Raw genomic sequence first — 23,099 nt, 5'->3', positions numbered from 1 at the left:
AAAACACTGCTAAAAACTTTGCTAAATTAAACAAGAGAACAAACATTATTATGCTTGTTCTCTTGTTTACAATTGATTTGCTTTAATATTAATTTAATGAAATCATTTTATTGTTAATACTAAGCTCTTTAATATTATTAATATTTATTGGCATTTTGAACAGGTACTTTTTATTAGTTAGCTTGTCTTCAATTGTTACGCTTGAAGAGTAACTTACAATTTCTCCATTATTCATTGTTATTTTTATATTTAAGTCTTCAGCGTTCTTTTGCTCTGTTGTTATATTTAGACCAATAGCAGATATAGATAATTTATTTATATTCATGTTGGCCAATTTAATATTATTAATTACTTTGGTGTGTTTGCTAGGCTCAATTTGAAAAGTAGTCTGCCACTTACCCTCTGTGTAGTGATTGTTTTTAACAAGGTCAGCAACTAGTTGATATTTAGTTAGTTCACTTTTATTAATATTAAAAACGTATTCTTGATATTTTTTACCATACTGAGGTTTACCTGTTTCATTTATATCAAAATATAAGCTACTTCCATATTTTTTATTGTTATTTTTATCTTGTAAATAAAATGTGCCATGGTTATCTATATTTTTATTCCATTTTACTTGAACATGTAAACGTTCATTAATATAACCTATGTTGCTTATGTTAGCAAAATCTATATTGGGAATTTCAGTAGTTAAGTTATTAGGTTTTAAGATGCTTATACTATCCTTTTCATGTAACTCACTTATTAAAAAACCACTGCCACCTGAACAACTATCATCATCTAAATTTATTGTTTTAACTTCATTGTCTATAACTTCATTAAGCTTAATTTCAGTGATAACACTCTTAAAATTCTCTTTTGCACTCAAAAAAGACTCTAATGCAAAAGTAATTTTTTTACTACTTAAGTCTTTACCATTGGCTATTAGCTGAATTGTAGCTGTTTGTGTTTTATAGTTATAGTCCACTAACTCCTGGCAAAAAGAGCTGTAACCAGTGAAATAAAAGTTATATAAATCTGTAGTATTATCTACTCTGTTTTTATCAGTTAAGTCAGTTAAATTTAAGTAGGCAATTGTTGTTTCATCATCACTTAAGGCAGCTATAATCTCCATTTTTATGCCATTATTAACTGCTACTAACTCTACTGGCTTTAACATTTGAGCTAATGGAACACTTACGACACTAAGCAAACGATTAAAGGCTGGTATTTTATTAGCCATAACAGGTACAAAGACTAAAACACATATACATATTATTGCTGCAACTTTTAAAGCCGGCTTAGCTTTAGTGTTATGACTTTTACTTTTATGTTTTATGTCACTCATCAAGTCTTTATTAACAGTTATACTTGCTAATCTTGCATCTATAATTGACGAAAGTTTTTTTTCATTCATTATATCTATTATCCTCCAAACTAATTTTTAGTTTTTCTCTAGCTCGCTTAAGTCGAATAGAAACTGTTGATTCGGGAATATTGAGAACTTTGGCTATTTCTCTTATTTTTAGTTCTTGATAATAATAAAGTAAAATTACCTCTTTGTATTTGTAAGATAACTTCATAATTTCTAATACTAAATCATCGTTTTCCTCCATATTTTCGGTAGCTGTTATGCTCTCTAAACTAACCTCTTCATTTTTTCTTTTCCACCATGAGCTACGTAAATAATTTTTACATACATTTATGGCTATACGCATAATCCAAGTCTTTTCGCTAGAATTACCTTTAAAACTTGAATAATTTTTATATACTTTTATATAAGTATCTTGCAAAGCGTCTTCTGCTAAGTGGATATCTTTAAGATAAATAAAACACATACGCAATATAGAATTGCCATATGTTGTTATTAATCTATTAATCTCTGTTTCAATATTTCTTTCTGGTACCAAAGAAAGCATTACTTAACACTCCTCTCTGTTTATTAGACACATAAAATGTTAATTTTCTTTCATAATTTAAAAATTTTTGAGCTTAATAACTTTATTTTTACTCATAAACTTACTATAAATTATAATGTAGTTAAGTTCTAAGTGTAATTATTGTTATACAAACAATATTATAGAAGGTAAAATTTTATCTCGAATTAGCATAAATAGAGAGGATATTTAACTTACATTAAACTCAAAAGAGTAGTCAAGCCCGTAAAATAACACTAAACATTTGCTTAAGGATACTATAATAACTAAAATATAAGTAATATAAAGTTGCAATGGGGTGTTTTTTTGAGAATAAGTGATTTTGCTAAAAAGAATAATATGAGTGTTGATACCATTAGGTATTATATAAAAGAGCATTTATTACATCCTCTAAAAAAGGGTAATTACTATTATTTTAATGAAAACAATCAAATGGAAATTAGCAAACTGCTAAAGCTAAAATCCTATAAGTTTAGTTTAAAAGAAATAAAGAATTTATTTTTTATAGATAGGCTTAGTGATATAAAGTACTTGGATACAAATACTTTTATAAAAAATATATATTTAAGCAAAAAAAAACAACTCGAATCTGAAATAGCTAGTTTAAATAATGTTAAAAATGACTTAGTTAAAGAAATAGCTAGCTTACCATTAGCAACAACTAAAAAATATAAGTGCTTGGGTTTACCCCTAAGCTTTGTTGAACACCTTAGTTGCCCTTTATGTAATAAGCAACTTATTTTAAACACAGCTGTTATAACGAATAACAGTATTCAACAAGGTGAATCACTCTGTGATTGTGGCTTTAAGCTAAACATCTGTGATGGAATAATAATACCCTATACCAAAAATGTAGAAATTTTAGATCCCTTAGAGAACACTTCAATCAGTAATGTGTTAGATAACTCACCAAGTTCATTTATGGAATTCATGTTCTCTAGTATAGAGCAATTAGTGCAATCATTACTCATAGAAGATTTAAAGCAAAAAATTATACTTGATATAAAAGCAAGTATGGGTATTTTACCTCTTCAGTTTTTAAAGCATAATAGCTCTTTTAAGTACTTTATTCTACTAGATGATGATATTAATAAACTAAGAGTGGCCAAAGATAGTGTTGAGAGTTTATACCAAAACCCTAATATTATATACATTTGCTGTGATTTATATAACTTGCCCATAAGCTACAAATTAATAGATATAGCTATAGACTTTTTAGGTAGTTTTGTTAACGGTTTTAGGTTAAAAGAAAATACCTATAGCTCACTAATGCCCTATTTAAAGCGCAGTTCTATTATTGTTGGTTTATATTTGTACTTTAAAAAATTTGATATGTTAAGCAGACTACCTAACCATTTAACAGGAAATTTTAATGATAAAGCAATTTGTCATTACTTAGAGAGTAACGGATATAGTAATAAATTACCTAAATCCGAAACTTGTTTAAAAGAGGGTAATAATGTTGGTGATTTTTTTAAACCTAATGATGAGGTTTTTGCTAGTATTCGGTTTTATGAAAGGAAAAATACGAGTTTAAAGCCTGACCCCAAATAAGTAATTTACAAGTTATTCGGAGAGACATAGTTAAAAGAAAATACTTTATACCCTATTTAAAGTATTGTTTTATTATTATATGTTTAAATTTATACCTTATTAAAGTTAGTATATCAATAGAGATACCTAGCTGTTTAGTTGATTAGTTGATTTTATTCAGCTTCATGAGAGGCAAAATACTAGTTTAAAGCCTGACCCCGAACAAGTAATTTACCTTAGAGTTAACTCTAGTTGTGCATGTTAATTTTAATTTATTTATGAATTTTAGGTCTTCACATAGACTATACTCCATTGTTTACAATATGGTTAATAACAAAAGGAGAATGGTTTAAGTGAAGACTATTTATATTTTAGATACTATGAACAAGTTTAATCATAACCATAAGATTTACAATCTTAATGAGTTAAAACAAAAAGATTGTTGTGGTTGTTTTAGTTGTTGGTTAAAAACACCAGGAGTGTGTATTTATAATGATTCTACTAGCCTATTGCAAGATTATGTTAGTAGTGATTTAGTTGTAATTATTGCTGATTTGAAATATGGTTTTGTTTCAGGAAAGCTAAAGACCTTTTTAGATAGGTTATTGCCTCTTTATCTGCCCCATAGCAGACCAGAGGAAAATGGCTATAATCATATTCCTCGCTATAGTAAATATCCTGATATTCATTTTTACTATATTGCTGATTTTGAGTTAAGTGAAGAGCAAGAAACCTTTGTAAATTATATTTTAAGAACCTTTACTCAATTTAGGTCAAAAAATATTGTGGTGAAACAAATTACATCTATAAATGAGGTAAAAGCTTATGAAAACTCTTTTGATTAATGGCTCACCTAAAGGAAAAAACTCTACTACCGAAAAATTTATTAGCTACTTTACTAGGTCTTTTAATGAAGCTAATTATGACATTTTACGCCTTAATCAATGTTTTACTTATGATCTTAATAAGCTAAAGAGTTACACTAATATTATTTTTGTAATGCCACTTTATATTCATGCCATGCCTGGACTAGTAATGAAATTTTTGGAGAGGTTACCCATTTTTAATGATAATGAGCTTAAGGTTGGTTTTATTATTCAGTATGGCTTTCCTGAGCAAATGCAAGCAAGTTACTTAATTAGGTATTTCAAAAATTTATCATTAAGACTCAATCTAAATTATATAGGAACTGTATTAAGAGGAGATGCGGCAGGAATTCAATTTATGCCCGATAAAAAAAATCAAAGGCTTTTTAATAGTCTTACTAGTTTAGGCAGTAAGTTTATTCAACATGGTAGTTTTGATGTAGCTCTTAGCAAAGAGATTGCTGAATCGGGTGAAATAATAGGTGTAAAAAAGGCTATTTTGAAGTTAATGTATGCTCTTAAATTGGATGATTTTTTAATAAAATCTGTTTTTAGTGATAAAGAGGCTTATAATATGAGATTTAATCAGCCATATAGTTAAAAGGTGATTAGTGTTTTTGATGCTTAATATCAATATAAACACATTATTATGCTTTACTATTTTAGGTGTAATATTAATAACTTATGGTATTTAATATTACACCCCTTTTGGGGTAAGAATTATTATAGTCTTAAATCAATATTTCCATTACTAAATAGTTTTTTAGTTGTACTAAGTTCTTTAGCTACCTTAGTATTTTGTTTAAATTTCTCAACAGCATTATCAAAGATTCTATTAAACTCATGTGATTTTTTTAGTTCTTCAGGTGTTAGAACACAAAGCCACTGTCCTTTTATACTAGATAACACTATATTTCCCTCAAACCTCACATTGTAATCATAACCACTTATGGTGTTTATAATTGGCTCAATAGTTGCAGTTAGCTTAGTGCTTTTATCTGATTTAGACGTTTTAGTTAAAAAAGATATTAAAGTTTTATATCCTAAGGGTTCTTTTTTCTCTGTTTTGTATCTTTTAAGTACTGTATTTACTTGTTTAAGCAGGGTTTTTCTTGGGGGTGATACTGTTGATATGTATTGCGAACGTAGTCTTTCTTCTTCATAGTTAACTTGGTTAAAGTTATCATTGCTTTTTAACTGAGCCCTTTTTTGAGCTACTTGCTCAATTTGTTTAAGTAGTTTATCTCTTTTAGGTGTTTTCATTGTTTTATGAGGTACAATACTCCAATTTAATTTTACATCAACCCCATAATTTCCATATATCTTTTTATTATTATTTTGAACTGTAAAACTCATAGATATCACCTCTTTCCTATTTTAATTAATTTCGGTATTTATATCTAGTTCTTTAGATAATTCCTCCTCCTACTGTGTTTCTATTAGATTATGTAGTAAAAGCTAAAAGAGGCACATTGCCCCTTTTAGTTGTATTATTCTATTTTTTTGTTAACATTTGTTCTTGCTGTTTATCAATCATTTCTTGTAATTTATCTTTATCTTTTACTACTATAGCTCCTTGACTAGCATCAGGCAGTATCTCATCCATATTACTTAATGGTTTGTACTTTAATCCCATTATTGTCCAAATAAACATCAGTATACCAGTTATTAATAGTGCAAGTCTCTCTGGGCGACTAGCCCCTTCACTTACTAATAGCTTAACAACAGGTATGTTAAAGAAGTCATGCTGTAATAACTTTGGAAAAACATTAACTGTTATATAACTACCTGATAAAAAGCTAATTGGTTGTAAACATTGAACTAACATTCTATTAACAGAGAATACACGTCCTTGTAAATCAAAACCTACCTTAACCTGAATTAAGAACCTCCAGTGTACCTCTAAACAAGCTAGGGAAAAGCATACCCCTAGTGCTCCAATTATTGCAAATATAGGTGTTGGCCTTATTCCAGTAATAAAGATAGCTACAGAGAATGGAGCTACAAATCCAACCATACCTATTGCTCTTCTTTTGAAACCTCCAGTAAATAACATCACTATTGCACCTAGTAACATACCAATTCCTGTAAAAGAGTTTACAATACCATACATATTAATATCTGCATATGATACAACTAGTGGCTGAAGTATAACAGTATATATTCCATATAAGAAGTTCATTACTAAGAAAAATACTACCATAGCTATCATGCTCTTTCTCTTAGCAATAAACCTTAATCCACCTGTTAGTTCTTTTAGAATAGGCTCTTCAGATTTATTAAACATAGTGTCTGGGAAACGCAACTTAAGCATTACCACTATTGCTACTATAAAGCTAACTATATCAATAGCAATTATTCCACTTAATCCGATTCTGCTCATTATTAAACCAATAGATAAACTACCAATTATTGTACCAAATGCCACTGAAAACTGAGCAACACTATTGGCTTGACCCAAATACATTTTTGGAGTTATTTGAGTTATTGCTGCCATATAAGCAGGTTGTCTAAAACATAATGCAATTGAACCTATTACTGTAAATATATAAATATGAGTTACATTCATATTATTCGTTAATATTAACATCAGTAATGCTATTGAGGCAATTGCTGACATTATATCAGTAATTACCATTATTAATCGCCTATCAAAACGATCTACTATCGCTCCTGAAAAGGGTAGTACTACTATTTGTGGAATAACTCTTATTAACATCATAAAAGCAAATCCTGAAATATTTGTTGCCTTAACTAACCAAAACGATGTGGCAAAGAAAGCTAAAGACGATCCCATTTCTGAAATTATTTGCATTATAGCAACTAGTAAGAATAATCGCATACTAGGTACAGGCTCTTTTTTCTTAAGTAGTTTTAGCTCTTTAGGCTTATGTTTTTTAACTTCGGTAATTTCTTCTTCACACACTGGCAAAGCTGCTGCTACCTCAGCTCGAGCCTCGGCTTGTTTCCAATACTTAACCTTTTCATCTATAATAACAGCTACATCATCGGCTTGATTTTTAAAGAAGAAGTGTCCACCATATTTAATAGTTTTTAAGTCAACATCCTCACTAAAAAACTGCCATTCTTTATAACGCTCTTGATAAAATTCAGTTATTCTATCTCCATCACCCACAATACAAGTAAATGGAACTTCAAGTTTTTGCTGATTTTTATTGTTATAAACCTCAGTGTACCACCTAATACACTGCTCGGAGTCATGCTTTAAATTTCGCAGGGTAAACTCGGCTTCTTCTGCGCTAATATCACTTGTTAGTCCGCCTATAGCTCTTAATAAATCTCTATTACCTTGGGTTGTTAGTTGAGATGGGAATATTTTATCCCATACTTTAAAGAACCAATTAGAGATACGTGGAGCTGGGAACATGGCAGCTACAATTACCCCCTGAACCTCCCTGCCTGCTTCTTTTAGTCTATAGGCCATATAGGCTGCCATAGTAGCACCTAAACAATGTCCATAAAGAACTATGGGACCCTTAACAGTCTCTAGTATCTCTTGTAAACATCGCTCTACACTTTCCTCAATTGAGACAAGATCTTCTTCTGGCCTACTAAAATCATGACCTGGTAATTCTACAGCGTATAACGAATAGTATTTAGGTAGTGCATTGGCCAGAGGCTGATAAGATATTGCGCTACCACCCCCGTATGGAAAACACACTAGTGATGCTATTCTTAATCTATCTTTAACAGGATTAGTTAGCTCATTTAGCATTGTTTTTTCTGCTGTTTCATCTTCAGCTTTAGCCAAATGGGCTACTAGTTCGCGAATAGTAGAGTTTTTAAATAATTCCATTACACTTAGTCTATTGCTTATTTTCCGTACTAGCTTTATTGCTTTAAATGAATCCCCACCAACATCAAAAAAGTCATCATCTATTCCAATTTTAGTTAGCTCAAGTATTTCAGCCCAAAGATTAGCCATCTGCTGTTCTTCTTCATTTCGGGGAGCAACAAAGTCCTCACTATTACCTAGTTGTAAGTTAGGTTCAGGTAATGCAAATCTATCTACTTTACCATTGGCGTTTAAAGGCATCTTAGCCAGTTTAACTAAAGCCGCAGGTACCATGTATTTTGGCAACTGATTTTTGAGGTGTTCTTTAAGCTCTGTTTCACTGTAATCTGTTGATTTTGGTACAACGTATGCTACTAGCTTTTTCTCACTAGTGTTATCTTCTTTGGCAATTACAATTGAGTCTTGTACAGTTGGGAAGTTTTTAATAACTGAATCTATCTCCCCAATTTCAATGCGATAACCTCTAATTTTCACCTGATAATCTATTCTACCTAAAAACTCTATATCTCCATTTTCAAGCCACTTCACTAAGTCACCTGTTCTGTACATTTTTTCACCGGCTACAAATGGATTATCAACAAACTTTTTATCGGTTAATTCTGGCCTATTTAGGTAACCTCTAGCTAAACCTACCCCACCAATACACAGTTCACCAGGCACACCAATAGGCTGTAATTTATTTGATTTATCGAGTACGTACACTAAGTAGTTAGCCAGTGGTTTACCAATTGGTATGCTAGTTGTTTGCTTTAACTGGTCTTCATTAACTAAAAATGCAGTGGTATCTACACAACACTCTGTTGGACCATATATATTTGTTATTTTAGGTTTATTAGTGTTAAAGAAAGCCAAAAATTCATTAACAATTTGTACTGGTAACGCTTCACCACCAATTATAAAGTGTTTAACTGGTATATCCTTTAGGGCATTAGTATCATCACCAAGTATTAGTTTAAAGTGCGAAGGTGTACCATCCGAAACATCAATATGATGTTCTATATAATAATCTACTAACATGCTACCCATATAACGACACTCTTCTGGTACTATGTGTAAACAGTGACCACCCAATAAACTGGCAAAAATCTGTTTAACCGAGGCATCAAAAACATATGGAGCAATAAGCGTTATATTTAAACCCTGTCCATATTGATTATAGATGTTTTTGTTTAAGGCTGTTACTAGGTTTATAACACTGCCATGCTGAATCATAACCCCTTTTGGTTTACCTGTAGAACCAGAGGTATATATTATATATGCTAAGTTATGTGGCTGTACTACCTGTTCAAGATTATTTATAGAACCCTCATAGATGTCGTCATTATCTATCTCAAATACTAAGCCCTCAAAAAAGTCGCTAGTAGCCTTTAACTCTTTTTCAGTTAAAATAATATTAGCATTACTATCTTGTAACATATACTTGATACGGTCTTCAGGATATTCTGGTGATATTGGTAAATAAGCACCTCCAGCCTTTAAAATCGCCATTATAGCAATCATCATCTCAGTAGATCTTTCTAGTAAAATTCCTACTATTGAATCTGGCTTAACCCCATTATGTCTTAATAGCCGAGCCAATTGATTGGCTTTTTCGTTTAATTGCTGATATGTTAATTGTTGACTTTCATATACTACAGCAAGTTGTTGAGCATTAGCCTTAGCTAGTTGCTCAAAACGTTCAACTATAGTTATATCACTATTGTAATCTGTTTTTGTATTATTAAATTCAGTTAAGATTTGCTCTTTTTCAGCCAAAGTGAGCATATTAATCTCACCAATAGTTAAATCAGCATTAGCTATTATAGTGTGTAAAATAGCTTTATAGTGCTGTAACATTCTTGATATAGTTTGTTGTTTAAACAGCATTGTTGAATAGTTTAAGTTAAAATAAAGCTCATTATTGTCTTCATATGCTGTTAAAGTCATATCAAATTTAGCTACATCTGCCTCAAATTCATAAGAGGTAACTTTTACAGAGTCCATCTGTAACTGAATATTATCTGTATTTTGTAAAATAAACATTACATCAAATAAGGCATTTCGGCTAAGTTCTCGTTTCACATCTAGTTTTTCAACCAGCTTATCAAATTGATAATCTTGATGTTCATAAGCATTTAAGGAGTTTTGATTAACCTCTTGTAAAAACTGTTTAAAGCTTTTATTAAAAGCCGGATAATTACGCATTGCTAAGGTGTTAATAAATACCCCAACCATATTATATAAATCGGCATGTTGTCTTCCTGCTATTGGCGAACCCACAACTATATCTTCTTGACCACTGTATTTAGCTAACAATACATTATAAGCAGCCAATAATAACATATACAGGGTTACATTATTTTCTTTACATAACTTCTTTAGCTTTAAAGTTAACTGGTTGTCTAGGTTAAAACCTAAGGTACTTCCTTTAAAGTTTTGAGAACTTGGTCTAGCATAATCTGTTGGCAGATTTAAAACTGGAATTTCATCGTTAAATTTACTTAGCCAAAACTCTTCATGCTTCTTCATAGCCTGTGACTCAAGTATTTTATTTTGCCATACTGAATAATCCTTGTACTGTAATTTTATTGCTGGTAATTCAACACCCTGATAATGTTTAGTTAGTTCGTTCATGATAATGCTTAAAGATACTCCATCAGATACAATGTGATGCATATCAAACATCAGCAGATACTTTTCATTAGCTAGCTTCACTAACTTTGCTCTAAACAGAGGTGCTTGTGATAAATCAAAAGGTTTAATAAAGTTATCTACTTTCGACTTTACTACATCTTTTGAATTACTACTAGTCTCTTCATACGCTAGCTTAAATGATGATTGAGGTGTAATTCGCTGAATAATATCGTCTTCTATCATCTCAAAGCTAGTTCTAAAGGCCTCATGGCGCTCTGCGAGCTTGTTAAAGCTATACTTTAGTTTTGCTACATCAACCTTACCCTCTAATAATAAAACTAAAGGTATATTGTAGTTGGTTTCGCTTTTTGAAAACTGATTTAAGGCAAACATTCTCTTTTGAGCCGCAGATACCTCATAGTACTCTTGTTTTTTAACAACTTCAATTTCTGCATAGTTACTCTTTTGAGTTTTACCAATATATAATGCTAGTTTTCTAATAGTAGAATTTCTAAATATTTCACTTACGGTTATTTCTGTTTTAAATTGCTTTTGAATAAAAGCAACAATTTTTATTGCCTTTAAAGAATGTCCTCCCAAAGCAAAGAAATCATCATCAATACCAACCGTATCAATATTAAGAATCTCGCTCCACATTTCAACTAGTCTTTTTTCTGTTTCATTACGAGCTTGCTCATAACTTGCTCCAGTTTCAATCTTGCCTTTAGGAACTGGTAAAGCTTTGCGATCTATTTTACCACTTTGGTTTAAAGGCATTTCGGTTAGAGCCATAAAGTACGAAGGAATCATGTAATCAGGTAAGCTATTTAATAATATCTCTCTTAAACTACCAGAGCTATACTCTTTACTTGCTACATAATAAGCACAGAGATACTTATTGGCATCATTTTCTCTAACCATTACTAAGGCTTCACTTATTCCAGGTATTTGAAGTAGGCTACTCTCAATCTCACCTAATTCAATTCTAAAGCCTCTTATTTTAACTTGATGGTCTACCCTACCTAAAAAATCAATATTGCCATTGGGTAACCAACGTACTAAATCTCCTGTACGATACATTAGTTGATCTTTTACATAAGGGTTAGCTATAAATTTTAAGGCTGTTAATTCTGGATTATTATAATAACCCTGAGCCAACCCATCACCACCTACACATAGCTCTCCATACACCCCAACTGGTACTAATTTTTGGTACTTGTCAAGTACATAAGCAGTTGAGTTTGCTATTGGTGCACCTATTGGAATTGTATTTTGGTTTTCTACAAGGTCATTTATTACATAACAAGTTGAAAATGTGGTGTTTTCTGTTGGACCATAACCGTTTATTATAATGGTATTAGGGTCGTGTTTTTGCACCAAAGCCACGTTTTTAGGAGACACTACATCTCCACCAACTAATAAACATCTCAAACCCTTAAACATTGCTGGGTTATCTTCGCAAAGTTTATTAAACAACGGTGAAGTTAACCACATTATACTTATTTTATTATTTACTAAGTAATCAGCTAGTTTTTCTGCTTGTAATAACACATCCTTAGTTGTAAGGTGCATTTCTAGGCCATTAAACAAAGCACCCCATATCTCAAAGGTAGCCACATCAAAGGTCATGGCACAGGTTTGCAGTAGCTTGTCCTCGGGTTTAAACTCTATATAGTTAGTGTACATTATTAATCTAATAACGCTCTGCTGTTTTACAGCTACACCTTTAGGTTGACCTGTTGTTCCCGATGTATAGATTATATAAGCTAGGTCTTGTGGCCCACTTATGCGTATAGGATTAGTGGTATTTACATGATAACTCTCTTCATTTAGGTTTATTACTGTACCACTAAATTCTACGTTATTTACATACTGCTTTTGTGTTAATAAAATGCAGGCATCACTATTTTTTAGCATGTAGTGAACTCGGGCTTGAGGATAGCTTGGATCTATTGGTAAATAGGCTGCCCCAGACTTCACAATAGCCAATATTCCTACGATTAACTCTAGTGATTTTTCTGCCATTATTGCCACAATGCTGTTTGCTGTAATACCTTGCTCACGTAAATGATGTGCTAAAGAATTGGCTTTATCATTTAACTGAGCGTAACTTAGTTTATTATCCTCAAATACTAAAGCCATTTGCTTTGGAGTTTTATCCACCTGTTCTTCAAAGAGTTGAGCAATTGTTTTATGTTTAGGATACTCTACAGCTGTATTATTAAAGTCAATTAATAATTGTTTTTGCTCTTGTTCACACAACATATTCATATCTGCAATTTTGGTATTACTATTCGCTACTATATCTTTAAGAATATTAATGTAATGAGTCATAAATCTTTGTATGCTCTCTTGTTTAAATAATTTAGTGCAATACTCAAAAGTTAAAGCAACTAAACCATCATACTCATGTGCATCAAGGCTTAAATCAAATTTAGAGATATTAAACTTATAGTTATATGGTTTAGCTTTAATTTGTGGTAGAGCTAATGGTGTAGACTCATTACTTTGAAAATTAAACATTGTATCAAACAAAGCATTCCGACTTAAGTCTCTTTGTATATTAAGTTTATCTACTAACATATCAAACTGATAATACTGGTTTTCAAAGGCATCTAATGAAGTGTATTTTACTTCCTCTAAAAACTGAGCAAAGGTTTTAGAGCCTTTAGGATAGTTGCGAAGAGCTAAAGTATTAACAAACATGCCTACCATTTTGTGCATATTTAACTCTGGCCTACCAGCACTTGCTGTACCAATTATGATATCCTCTTGGCCACTATACTTAGCTAAAAGAATATTATAAGCCGCTAATAAAACCATATTTAAAGTAGCTTTGTTATTTTTTGCTACCTGTTTTAGTTGTTTTGTTAAATGATATGTTAACTTAGTTTGTAAATGACTACCCTTAAAGCTTTGGGTTATCGGTCTCTTAAAATCTAATGGCAAATTTAGTACAGGGATTTCATCTTTAAACTTAGCTAACCAATATAACTCCTGTTGTTTTAAATTGTTAGAGTGTAAAAACTCTTTTTCCCATACAGCATAGTCTTTATATTGCTCTGTTAGTTCTGGTAATTGTATACCTTGATATAACTTACTAAACTCATCTAAAATTATGCCCATAGATGTTCCATCGGATATAATATGATGCATATCTACCATTAACATATGTTTAGTGCTGTTTAATTTAAGTAACTTTACTCTTATAAGAGGAGCTAAAGATAAGTTAAAGGGGCTAATAAACTCTTCAATAACCTCACTAATAGTGTTCTCATTAACCTCTTCAATTTTATCATGTACTACCTTAAAATTAACTTTTGGGTATATTTTTTGGCATACCTCACCATCAACAAGCTCAAAGGCTGTTCTAAATACTTCATGACGATCTATTAATGAGTTAAAGGCCTTTTCTAAGGATTGATAATTTAATTCGCCATTTAATTCAAGTATCATTGGAATATTATAGGTAATATCTTGTTTTGTTACTTGGTTTACAACATACATTCTTTTCTGTACAGAAGATACAGGGTGATATTCATATGTTATCTCGGAGTTTATGCTTTCTTGCACAGCAGCTTCAATTGTTTCATTTTCTTCTGCATTGTCTTGTTCTGGATTTAGGTATTTAGCTAGCTCTGCTATTGTTGTATATCTAAACATGCTACTCACTGACATCTTTAAGCCTAGCTTCGTTTCTATTAACGCAATAATTTTCACTGCTTTTAAGGAATCTCCACCGAGTGCAAAGAAGTCATCGTTAATACCTATTTTATTAACATTTAGTACCTCGCTCCAAATGTCTACTATGTGTTTTTCTGTGTTATTATGAGCCTGCTCATAGCTTGCTCCAGTCTCTATATTACCTTGGGGTGCTGGTAAGGCTTTACGATCTATTTTACCGCTTTCGTTTAAAGGCATTTCAGTTAGTGCCACAAAGTAAGAGGGTATCATGTAATCTGGTAAGCTACTCTTTAGTTTTTCTCTTAAGCTAGTAGCACTATATTCAGTATCAGCTACATAATAAGCACAGAGATACTTTGTTTCGTCTTTTTCTAAATCTATTACTAAGGCTTCGCTTATCCCTGCTATTTGCAGAAGTTGATTTGTAATCTCCCCTAATTCAATTCTAAAGCCTCTTATCTTCACTTGATGATCTTTTCTTCCTAAAAACTCTAAACTACCATTAGGTAACCAGCGTACCAAATCTCCTGTATGGTACATTAATTCACCTGGAACATATGGGTTAGATACAAATTTTTGGGATGTTAATTCTGGGTTATTAAAATAACCCTGAGCTAATCCATCACCGCCTACACATAACTCTGCAAAAACACCTATTGGTACTAGTTTCTTGTAGTTATCAAGAACATAGGCTGTTGAGTTGGCTATAGGTGCTCCTATTGGTATTGATTGCTGCTCATTTACCTGCTCTTCTATTACATAACAGGTTGAAAAAGTAGTATTTTCTGTAGGTCCATAACCATTAATGATGGTAACATTGGGGTCATGTTTTTGTACTAAAGCCACATTTTTAGGTGAAACCACATCTCCACCAATCAATAAACATCTTAATCCTTTAAATATTGCAGAGCTATCCTCACAAAGCTTATTAAATAGTGGCGAGGTTAACCACATAATACTTATGTTGTTTTCTGTTAAGTAATCACCTAATAAATCCCCCTGAAGTAACACATCTTTTGTTGTGAGGTGCATTTCTATACCATTAAATAAAGCCCCCCATATTTCAAAGGTTGCTACATCAAAGGTCATAGCACAGGTTTGTAGCAGCTTATCCTCGGGCTTAAACTCTATAAAGTTAGTGTTCATTATTAGTCTAACAACACTTTGCTGTTTAACAGCTACTCCCTTTGGTTTGCCAGTTGTGCCCGATGTATAAATTATATACGCCAAGTCTTCAGGACCACTTATTATTGGTGGATTTAGGTTATTAGCGTGATGATTTTCTTCATTAAGATTTATCACCGAGCCCTCAAAATCTTGTTCATACAAATATTGCTGCTGGGTTAAAATAATACGGGCTCCACTATTTGATAACATGTAATCTATTCGGGCTTTGGGGTAATCTGGTGCTATAGGTAAATAGGCTGCGCCAGCCTTAACTATAGCCAAAATGCCAACAATAAGCTCTAGTGATCTATCTGCCATTATTGCCACTATACTATTTGCTGATACCTCTTGCTCACGTAGTCTAAAAGCTAAAGCGTTAGCCTTTTCATTTAATTGAGCATAACTTAAGCTATTACCTTCAAATACTAAAGCAGTTTGGTGTGGCGTTTTTTCTACCTGCTCCTCAAAGAGCTGGGCTATTGTTTTGTGTTTAGGATACGGCACTGTAGTATTATTAAAGTCAATCAACAGTTGTTTTTGCTCTTGATTAGATAACATATTTATATCTGCTATTTTAACGTTTTGATTTTTTACTATACTCTTTAAAATATTAATGTAATGGCTCATAAAGCGCTGCATGTTTACTGGTTTAAACAGTTTAGTACAATACTCAAGGGCTAACTTAATTAATCCATCACGCTCTTGTGCTTCTAGAGTTATATCGAATTTTGAAATATTAAAATCAATATCTAAGGCTTTAACCTTAGCATTAGGTAATTCTAAAACATCGGTAGCTACACTCTGAAAAACAAACATAGTATCAAATAAAGCATTACGGCTTAAGTCTCTTTTAATATTTAGTTTGTCTACTAACATATCAAACTGATAATACTGGTTTTCAAAGGCGTCTAAAAATGTAAATTTTACATCTTGTAAAAACTGAGCAAAGGTTTTTGATCCCTTTGGGTAGTTACGAATAGCTAAGGTGTTAACAAACATACCCACCATTTTATGCATATCTAAATTTGGTCGACCAGAGCTTGCAGTACCCACTATAATATCCTCTTGACCACTATATTTAGCTAAAAGTATATTATAGGCTGCCAATAATACCATGTTTAAAGTGCTTCTTTGCTCTTTTGCTACTTGTTTAAGTTGTTTAGTTAATTGATATGTTAATTTTTGGTATATTACATCACCGGCAAAACTCTGTATCTTAGGGCGTTTATAGTCTGTTGGTAAGTTTAGTACAGGAATTTCATCACTAAGCTTATTTAGCCAGTAGTTCTCTTGCTGTTTTAAATAATCCGACTCTAAGAATTCGGCTTCCCATGCAGCGTAATCTCTATATTGCTGTTTAAGAGCTGGTAGTTCTTTACCGCTATATAATGAACTAAACTCATCTAAGATTATAGCCATAGATGTACCATCTGATATAATATGGTGCATGTCTAGTATTAAAATATGCTGGTTTGGTTTTACTTTTAGTAATTTAACTCTTATTAGAGGGCCTTGAGACAAATTAAAGGGCCTAATAAAGTCTTTTATTACCTTATTAACAGTAACATCAGTAGCCTCTTTTAATGTGTCATATACCACCTCAAACTCAGCTGTTGCGCTTATTTTTTGATATACCTCTCCCTCAATAAGCTTAAATGTAGTTCTAAAGGCTTCATGACGCCTTACTAACTCATAAAAAGCTTTATTTAAAGATTGATAATCTAAATCACCATCTATAACAAGTGTTGTTGGAATATTATAGGTAATATCCTGATCAGCCATTTGATACAAAGCAAACATTCTTTTTTGAACTGATGATACAGCATAATCTTGCTCTAAATCAGCATTTTCAACCTTATTAGTTACAATAACCTCTTGTTCTGTATATAAAAGTAGTTTTAGATACTCAGCAAGTTTACGTATGTTTGCATGTTTAAAAATATCACTAATAACAATATTGGTTTTGAGTTTATTGTTTATTAAAGTTACTATCTTTACTGCCTTTAATGAGTCACCACCTAAAACAAAAAAGTCGTTATCAATGCCTATATTGTTTATGTTAAGTACTTCTCTCCAAATCTCTACTAATATTTCTTCTGTAACATTACGTGCTGCTATGTAGCTTTCGACTGTTTTTAAATGATTTGTAGGCTCTGGAAGTGCTTTTCTATCAATTTTACCACTTTGATTTAAGGGTAATTGGGGTAATCTTATAAAATATGACGGTATCATATAATCTGGCAAGTCTTTTTTTAGACTCTCACGTAGCTCGGGTGTACTATATTCATAGTCGGATACTAAATACGCAATTAAGTATTTACTATCTGCTTCTTGCTTTGCTATCACAACGGCCTGCTTAATTGCAGGTAATTGAAGCAGGCTACTTTCAATTTCTCCTAATTCAATTCTAAAGCCTCTTATCTTCACTTGAAAATCTTTCCTCCCTAAAAATTCAATGTTACCATCAGGTAACCAACGTACTAAATCACCTGTATGGTACATTAGTTGACCTGGAACATATGGGTTTTCTACAAATTTTTGGGCTGTTAATTCTGGGTTATTAAAATAGCCCTGGGCTAGTCCATCACCACCTACACATAACTCTGCAAAGACACCTATGGGAACTAGTTTATTGTAGTTATCTAAAACATAGGCTGTTGAGTTGGCAATAGGTGCTCCTATTGGTATTGATTGCTGTTCATTTAATACTTCATCTATTACATAACAGGTTGAAAAAGTAGTATTCTCTGTTGGACCATAACCATTAATTACAGTTATATTAGGGTCATGGTTTTTTACTAAAGCTACGTTTTTAGCTAACACTACATCTCCACCAATTAATAAACATCTTAATCCTTTAAATATTGCGCTATTATCCTCACATAGTTTATTAAATAGCGGTGAGGTTAACCACATGATGCTTATATTAAACTCTGTTAGGTAATCACCTAGTTTATCTGCTTGAAGTAACACATCTTTAGTAGTTAGGTGCATTTCTAAACCGTTAAATAAAGCCCCCCATATCTCAAAGGTTGCTACATCAAAGGTCATGGCACAGGTTTGTAGTAGCTTATCTTGCGGTTTAAACTCTATAAAGTTAGTGTTCATTATTAATCTAACAACGCTCTGCTGTTTAACAGCTACTCCCTTGGGTTTGCCAGTTGTGCCAGATGTATAAATAATATATGCCAAGTCCTCAGGGCCACTTATTACTGCTGGATTTAGGTTATTATCATGGTAATTTTCTTCATTAAGATTTATGACCAAGCCCTCAAATTCTAGTACATGTAAATACTGCTGTTGGGTTAATAAAACATGTGAGCCACTATTTGATAACATGTAATCTATTCGGGCTTTTGGGCAATCTCCTGCTATTGGTAAATAGGCTGCGCCAGCCTTAACTATAGCTAAAATTCCCACAATTAACTCTAGTGATTTATCTGCCATTATAGCTACCACACTATTTGCTGTTATTTTTTGATCTCGTAGTTTATGGGCTAAAGAATTAGCCTTTTTGTTTAGTTGATCATAACTTAAACTACAGCTTTCAAATACTAAGGCAGTTTGATTGGGCGTTTTTTCTACCTGTTCCTCAAAAAGCTGGGCTATTGTTTTGTGTTTAGGGTATTCTACAGCTGTATCATTAAAGTCTATTAATAATTGCTGTTGCTCTTCACTAGTTAATATATTGATATCTGCTATTTGAACACTACTATTTTTAGCTATGTTTTTTAGAATATTAAAATAATGTGTTGCAAACCTTTGCATATTATCTTGTTTAAATAGCTTAGTACAATACTCTATATAGCAGGTTAACTGCTTCTTTTCTTCAGTAATATCTAGGGTAATATCAAACTTTGCTACCTTACCTCTATAGTCAATCTGCTGTGCCTTAACTCCATTAAAGTTTATCTTTTGCTCTCCAGTATTTTGCATTACAAACATAGTATTAATTAATGCACCATGGCTAAAATCTCTGGTTAACTCTAGCTTATTAATAAGGTCTTCTAACTGGTAGTCTTGATTTTCATAGGCGTTAAAGGCATTATTTTTTACTTCTTTTAAGAACTGTGTAAACTCTTTGTGCCCAACAGGTTGATTTCTTAAAGCCAGAGTATTAACAAACATACCCACCATATTTTGTAAATCGGCATGTGATCTACCTGCAGCGGCTGCCCCAACTATAATATCTTCCTGACCTGTGTATTTTGTTAGTAGTACATTATAGGCAGCTAATAACACCATGTATAGTGATGCATTATTACTGTATGCTACTTTTTTTAACTGTTTTTTTAACTGCTCAGGGATAATAAGCTTAATACTATCGCCCTCAAAGCTTTGCACCCTAGTACGAGTAAAATCTGTGGGCAAATTTAACACTGGTATATCTTTATAAGTATTTAACCAGTACTTTTCTTGTTCTTGATAAATACTTGAATGATGTAGTTCTTTTTCCCATGTTGTATAGTCTTTATACTGTACTTTTGCTTTTGTCAGCTCTATGCCGTTGTAAAGTTTGCTTAACTCTTCGGTTAAAATTGATAGTGACACTCCGTCACTAATAATATGGTGCATGTCTATTAAAAGCACCTGTTTTTGTTCATTAAATTTAATCAGTTTGGCTCTTAATAAAGGTGCCTGTGCTAAGTTAAAGGGTTTAATAAAGCTACAGGTTTCTTTTTTTAGCTGCTGTTCTGAGTAATCATTTAGCTCAATATAGTCGAGTTTAAACTCTATTGTTGGTTGTATTTCTTGTACTATTTTATTATCAATAACACTAAAGCTTGTTCTTAATGCCTCATGCCTAGCTATTAGCTTTTTAAAACTCTGTTCTAAATTTTGCTTATCTAAATCTCCCTGCAACTCTAAAACAAAGGGAATATTATAGTTTGTTTCTAAACTCATATTACTGGCAATATATATTCTTTTTTGGGCAGAAGATGCTTCATAGTATTTTTGTGTTTCAACCCTCTTAATATCTGCATAAATAGTACTCTTACAATGCTTTAAGTGATTAGCTAATTTGCAAATAGATGAACTACTAAATATCTCACCTACTGTTAGTGCTAATTTTAGTTCTTTTTTTATTAAATTTATTATTTTTATGGCTTTAAGAGAGTCTCCACCTAGGGTGAAAAAATCATCGTTTATGCCAATTTTGTTTACCTTTAATACCTTTTCAAAGATATTTATTAGGTTTTGCTGCATTGAATTTTCAGCCGCTTTATACTCTATTCCTGTTTCCATATACACATCTGGCTCGGGTAAAGCTTTTCTGTTAATTTTGCCGTTAGTATTAAGTGGCATCTGCTCTAGCTGCTTAAAATAAGTTGGAATCATGTAGTCTGGTAGCTGCTTTGCTAAAAATTCTCGTACTTGATAAATTTTCAACTTACCTTCGGCTTTATAATAACAAGCTAAGTATTTATTGTTGTTTTCATCTAACTTGGCTAATACTACTGTTTGTTTAACTTGAGGGTGTGTCAGTAAAGAGCTTTCTATTTCACCTAACTCAATCCTAAAACCCCTTATTTTAACTTGATAATCTATTCTACCTACGAACTCAATATTGCCATTGGGCAACCAGCGAGCTAAATCTCCAGTGCGGTACATTAGTTGATTTGGCAGCTGAGGATTTGCTACAAATTTTTTAGCTGTCAACTCAGGGTTATTAAGGTAACCCACTGCTAAACCATCGCCACCTACACAAAGCTCACCATTAACCCCAATTGCAACTATCTTGTTATGTTTATCAAAAATATAAGCCGTTGAGTTGGCTATGGGTTTTCCTATGGGGATAGATTGTGATTCATTTATTTTTTCTTTAATTTCATAACATGTAGAAAAGGTTGTGTTTTCTGTTGGTCCATATCCGTTTATAAATGTTAAGTTAGGGGCGTAATTCTGTACCAAAGCTACGTGTTTAGGAGATACAACATCACCCCCTATTAGTAAACATCTTAGGGGTTTAAATATTTTATGATTATCTTCACAAAGCTTATTAAAGAGTGGTGAGGTTAACCACATTAAGGTAATTTTATTGTTAAAAATATACTCACCTAAATCGTCTGCCTGTAGTAAGATATTTTTAGTAATTAAATGTAACTCTACTCCATTTAGTAGCGCACCCCAAATCTCAAAGGTAGCTACATCAAAAGTCATGGCGCAGGTTTGTAAGAGCCTATCTTGCTGTTTAAACTCAAGGTAGTTGCTGTTTTTGACAAGACGTACTACGCTTTGATGTTTAACTGCCACCCCTTTAGGGTTTCCTGTAGTTCCTGAGGTATAAATAACATAAGCCAAGTCATTCACTTTACAACAAGTCTCTAAGTTATGATTAAGTGAGCTATATGATTGGCTATCGTTAAGGTCAATAACTTCTCCTTCGTATTGTAGCTGTTTAAGAAATTTTTGCTGGCTTAATAGTATTTGGGCTTTACTATTTATAAGCATGTAGTTTATGCGTTGCCTAGGGTACTCAGCATCTATTGGCAGATAAGCAGCTCCCGCTTTTATTATTGCTACAATGCCTACCACTAACTCAATAGATCTCTCTGCCATAATTGCAACAATGTCATTATTAGTAACACCTTTATTCTGAAGGGTTAGGGCAAGGCTATTGGCACGCTGGTTTAGCTGTTTAAAAGTAAGCCTGTTGTTCCCCATAACTACAGCTGTATTATTAGGCGTAAGTAAAGCCTGTTGCTCAAATAATTCGGCAATTGTTTTATTTTTAGGGTATGGTTTAGTGCAGCTATTAAAGTCATGTAAAATTTGCTGTTTTTCTTTCGCCGATACCATCTTAAGATTAAAAATACTGAGACGCGGATTTTCTACTATTTCGGTTAGGATGTTTAAGTAGTGATTTGCAAAACTATTAATAGCGAGTGTGTCAAATAGCTCTGCGTTATAGTTAATTGTTATTTTTAAGCCCCTATCCGTTAATTGCGGATTAAATAAAATACCGTATTTTATTTTATTAGTAGCATTTATGTTATTAAAAACAAGATGATGATAACCATCACTACTTACATTTAAAGACTGTTGAAGTTGCTTATCTATCTGCAAACAGTTTTTTGTAAAGCCTTTATTAGTAAAACTATAGTTTAATTGTTTTAGAGATAAACAATTGCTTTTTTTATTTTTAGTTGCTACTTGAAAAGTAATTAATTCTTGATAAGTATATTTATACAATATTGCTGCAAAGGCTGTTAATAAGATATTGTGAGTTGTTATTTTCTCTTGTTCAGCAATTTTTAATATACTTCTACTTAATGTAACCTCTGACATTAACTCTATTGACTTGCTACAGAGCTGATGCGGAGTCTTGGACATAAGTCCTGCACTTAAACACTTTTTCAATTTTTATCACCTACCAATTCAAGTTGTTTTAATTTATATCAAAGACCTAATTAATAAGTCCTAAGATATAGAGCGCTATTTGGCTGTTTATAATGACTAAGTACGTGTACTCTATCTTTAATTTTTGCTGTAAATATT

7 protein-coding genes are annotated in these 23,099 nt (G+C 32.2%); 3 read left to right on the top strand and 4 right to left on the bottom strand.

Annotated features, from left to right (window positions below; all coding sequences use genetic code 11):
* Positions 1-88 precede the first annotated feature (88 nt).
* On the bottom strand, positions 89-1,399 hold the full coding sequence (locus tag IMX26_RS15665; protein WP_195159294.1) for a hypothetical protein: 1,311 nt from the start codon (positions 1,397-1,399) through the stop codon (positions 89-91).
* Positions 1,392-1,901, bottom strand: a complete 510-nt coding sequence (locus IMX26_RS15660) for a sigma-70 family RNA polymerase sigma factor (RefSeq protein ID WP_195159293.1) — start codon at positions 1,899-1,901, stop codon at positions 1,392-1,394. The genes IMX26_RS15665 and IMX26_RS15660 overlap by 8 nt, the downstream gene beginning before the upstream one ends.
* Positions 1,902-2,225: 324 nt before the next feature.
* Here IMX26_RS15660 and IMX26_RS15655 point away from each other — a divergent pair, with 324 nt between their 5' ends.
* The 3 genes from IMX26_RS15655 to IMX26_RS15645 all read left to right on the top strand — a co-directional run bounded on the left by IMX26_RS15655 (position 2,226) and on the right by IMX26_RS15645 (position 4,919).
* A complete protein-coding gene (locus tag IMX26_RS15655) occupies positions 2,226-3,473 on the top strand; it encodes a MerR family transcriptional regulator (RefSeq protein ID WP_195159292.1) in 1,248 nt (415 codons plus the stop codon).
* Positions 3,474-3,805: 332 nt separating this feature from the next.
* On the top strand, positions 3,806-4,297 hold the full coding sequence (locus IMX26_RS15650; RefSeq protein ID WP_195159291.1) for a flavodoxin family protein: 492 nt from the start codon (positions 3,806-3,808) through the stop codon (positions 4,295-4,297).
* Positions 4,278-4,919, top strand: coding sequence for an NAD(P)H-dependent oxidoreductase (locus IMX26_RS15645; protein WP_195159290.1), 642 nt, complete (start codon positions 4,278-4,280; stop codon positions 4,917-4,919). Before IMX26_RS15650 ends, IMX26_RS15645 begins: the two co-directional genes overlap by 20 nt.
* A gap of 122 nt (positions 4,920-5,041) precedes the next feature.
* On the opposite strand, the gene IMX26_RS15640 is transcribed toward IMX26_RS15645, so the two are convergent.
* The gene (locus tag IMX26_RS15640) at positions 5,042-5,674 is read right to left on the bottom strand and encodes a hypothetical protein (protein WP_195159289.1); all 633 of its coding nucleotides are present in this window, start codon (positions 5,672-5,674) and stop codon (positions 5,042-5,044) included.
* Between the two features lie 139 nt (positions 5,675-5,813).
* The gene (locus IMX26_RS15635; protein WP_195159288.1) at positions 5,814-22,961 is read right to left on the bottom strand and encodes a non-ribosomal peptide synthetase; all 17,148 of its coding nucleotides are present in this window, start codon (positions 22,959-22,961) and stop codon (positions 5,814-5,816) included.
* Positions 22,962-23,099 lie beyond the last annotated feature (138 nt).

The organism is Clostridium sp. 'deep sea', from assembly GCF_014931565.1.
GTDB lineage: Bacteria > Bacillota > UBA994 > PWPR01 > PWPR01.
This window is presented reverse-complemented; position numbering and strand designations above follow the sequence as displayed.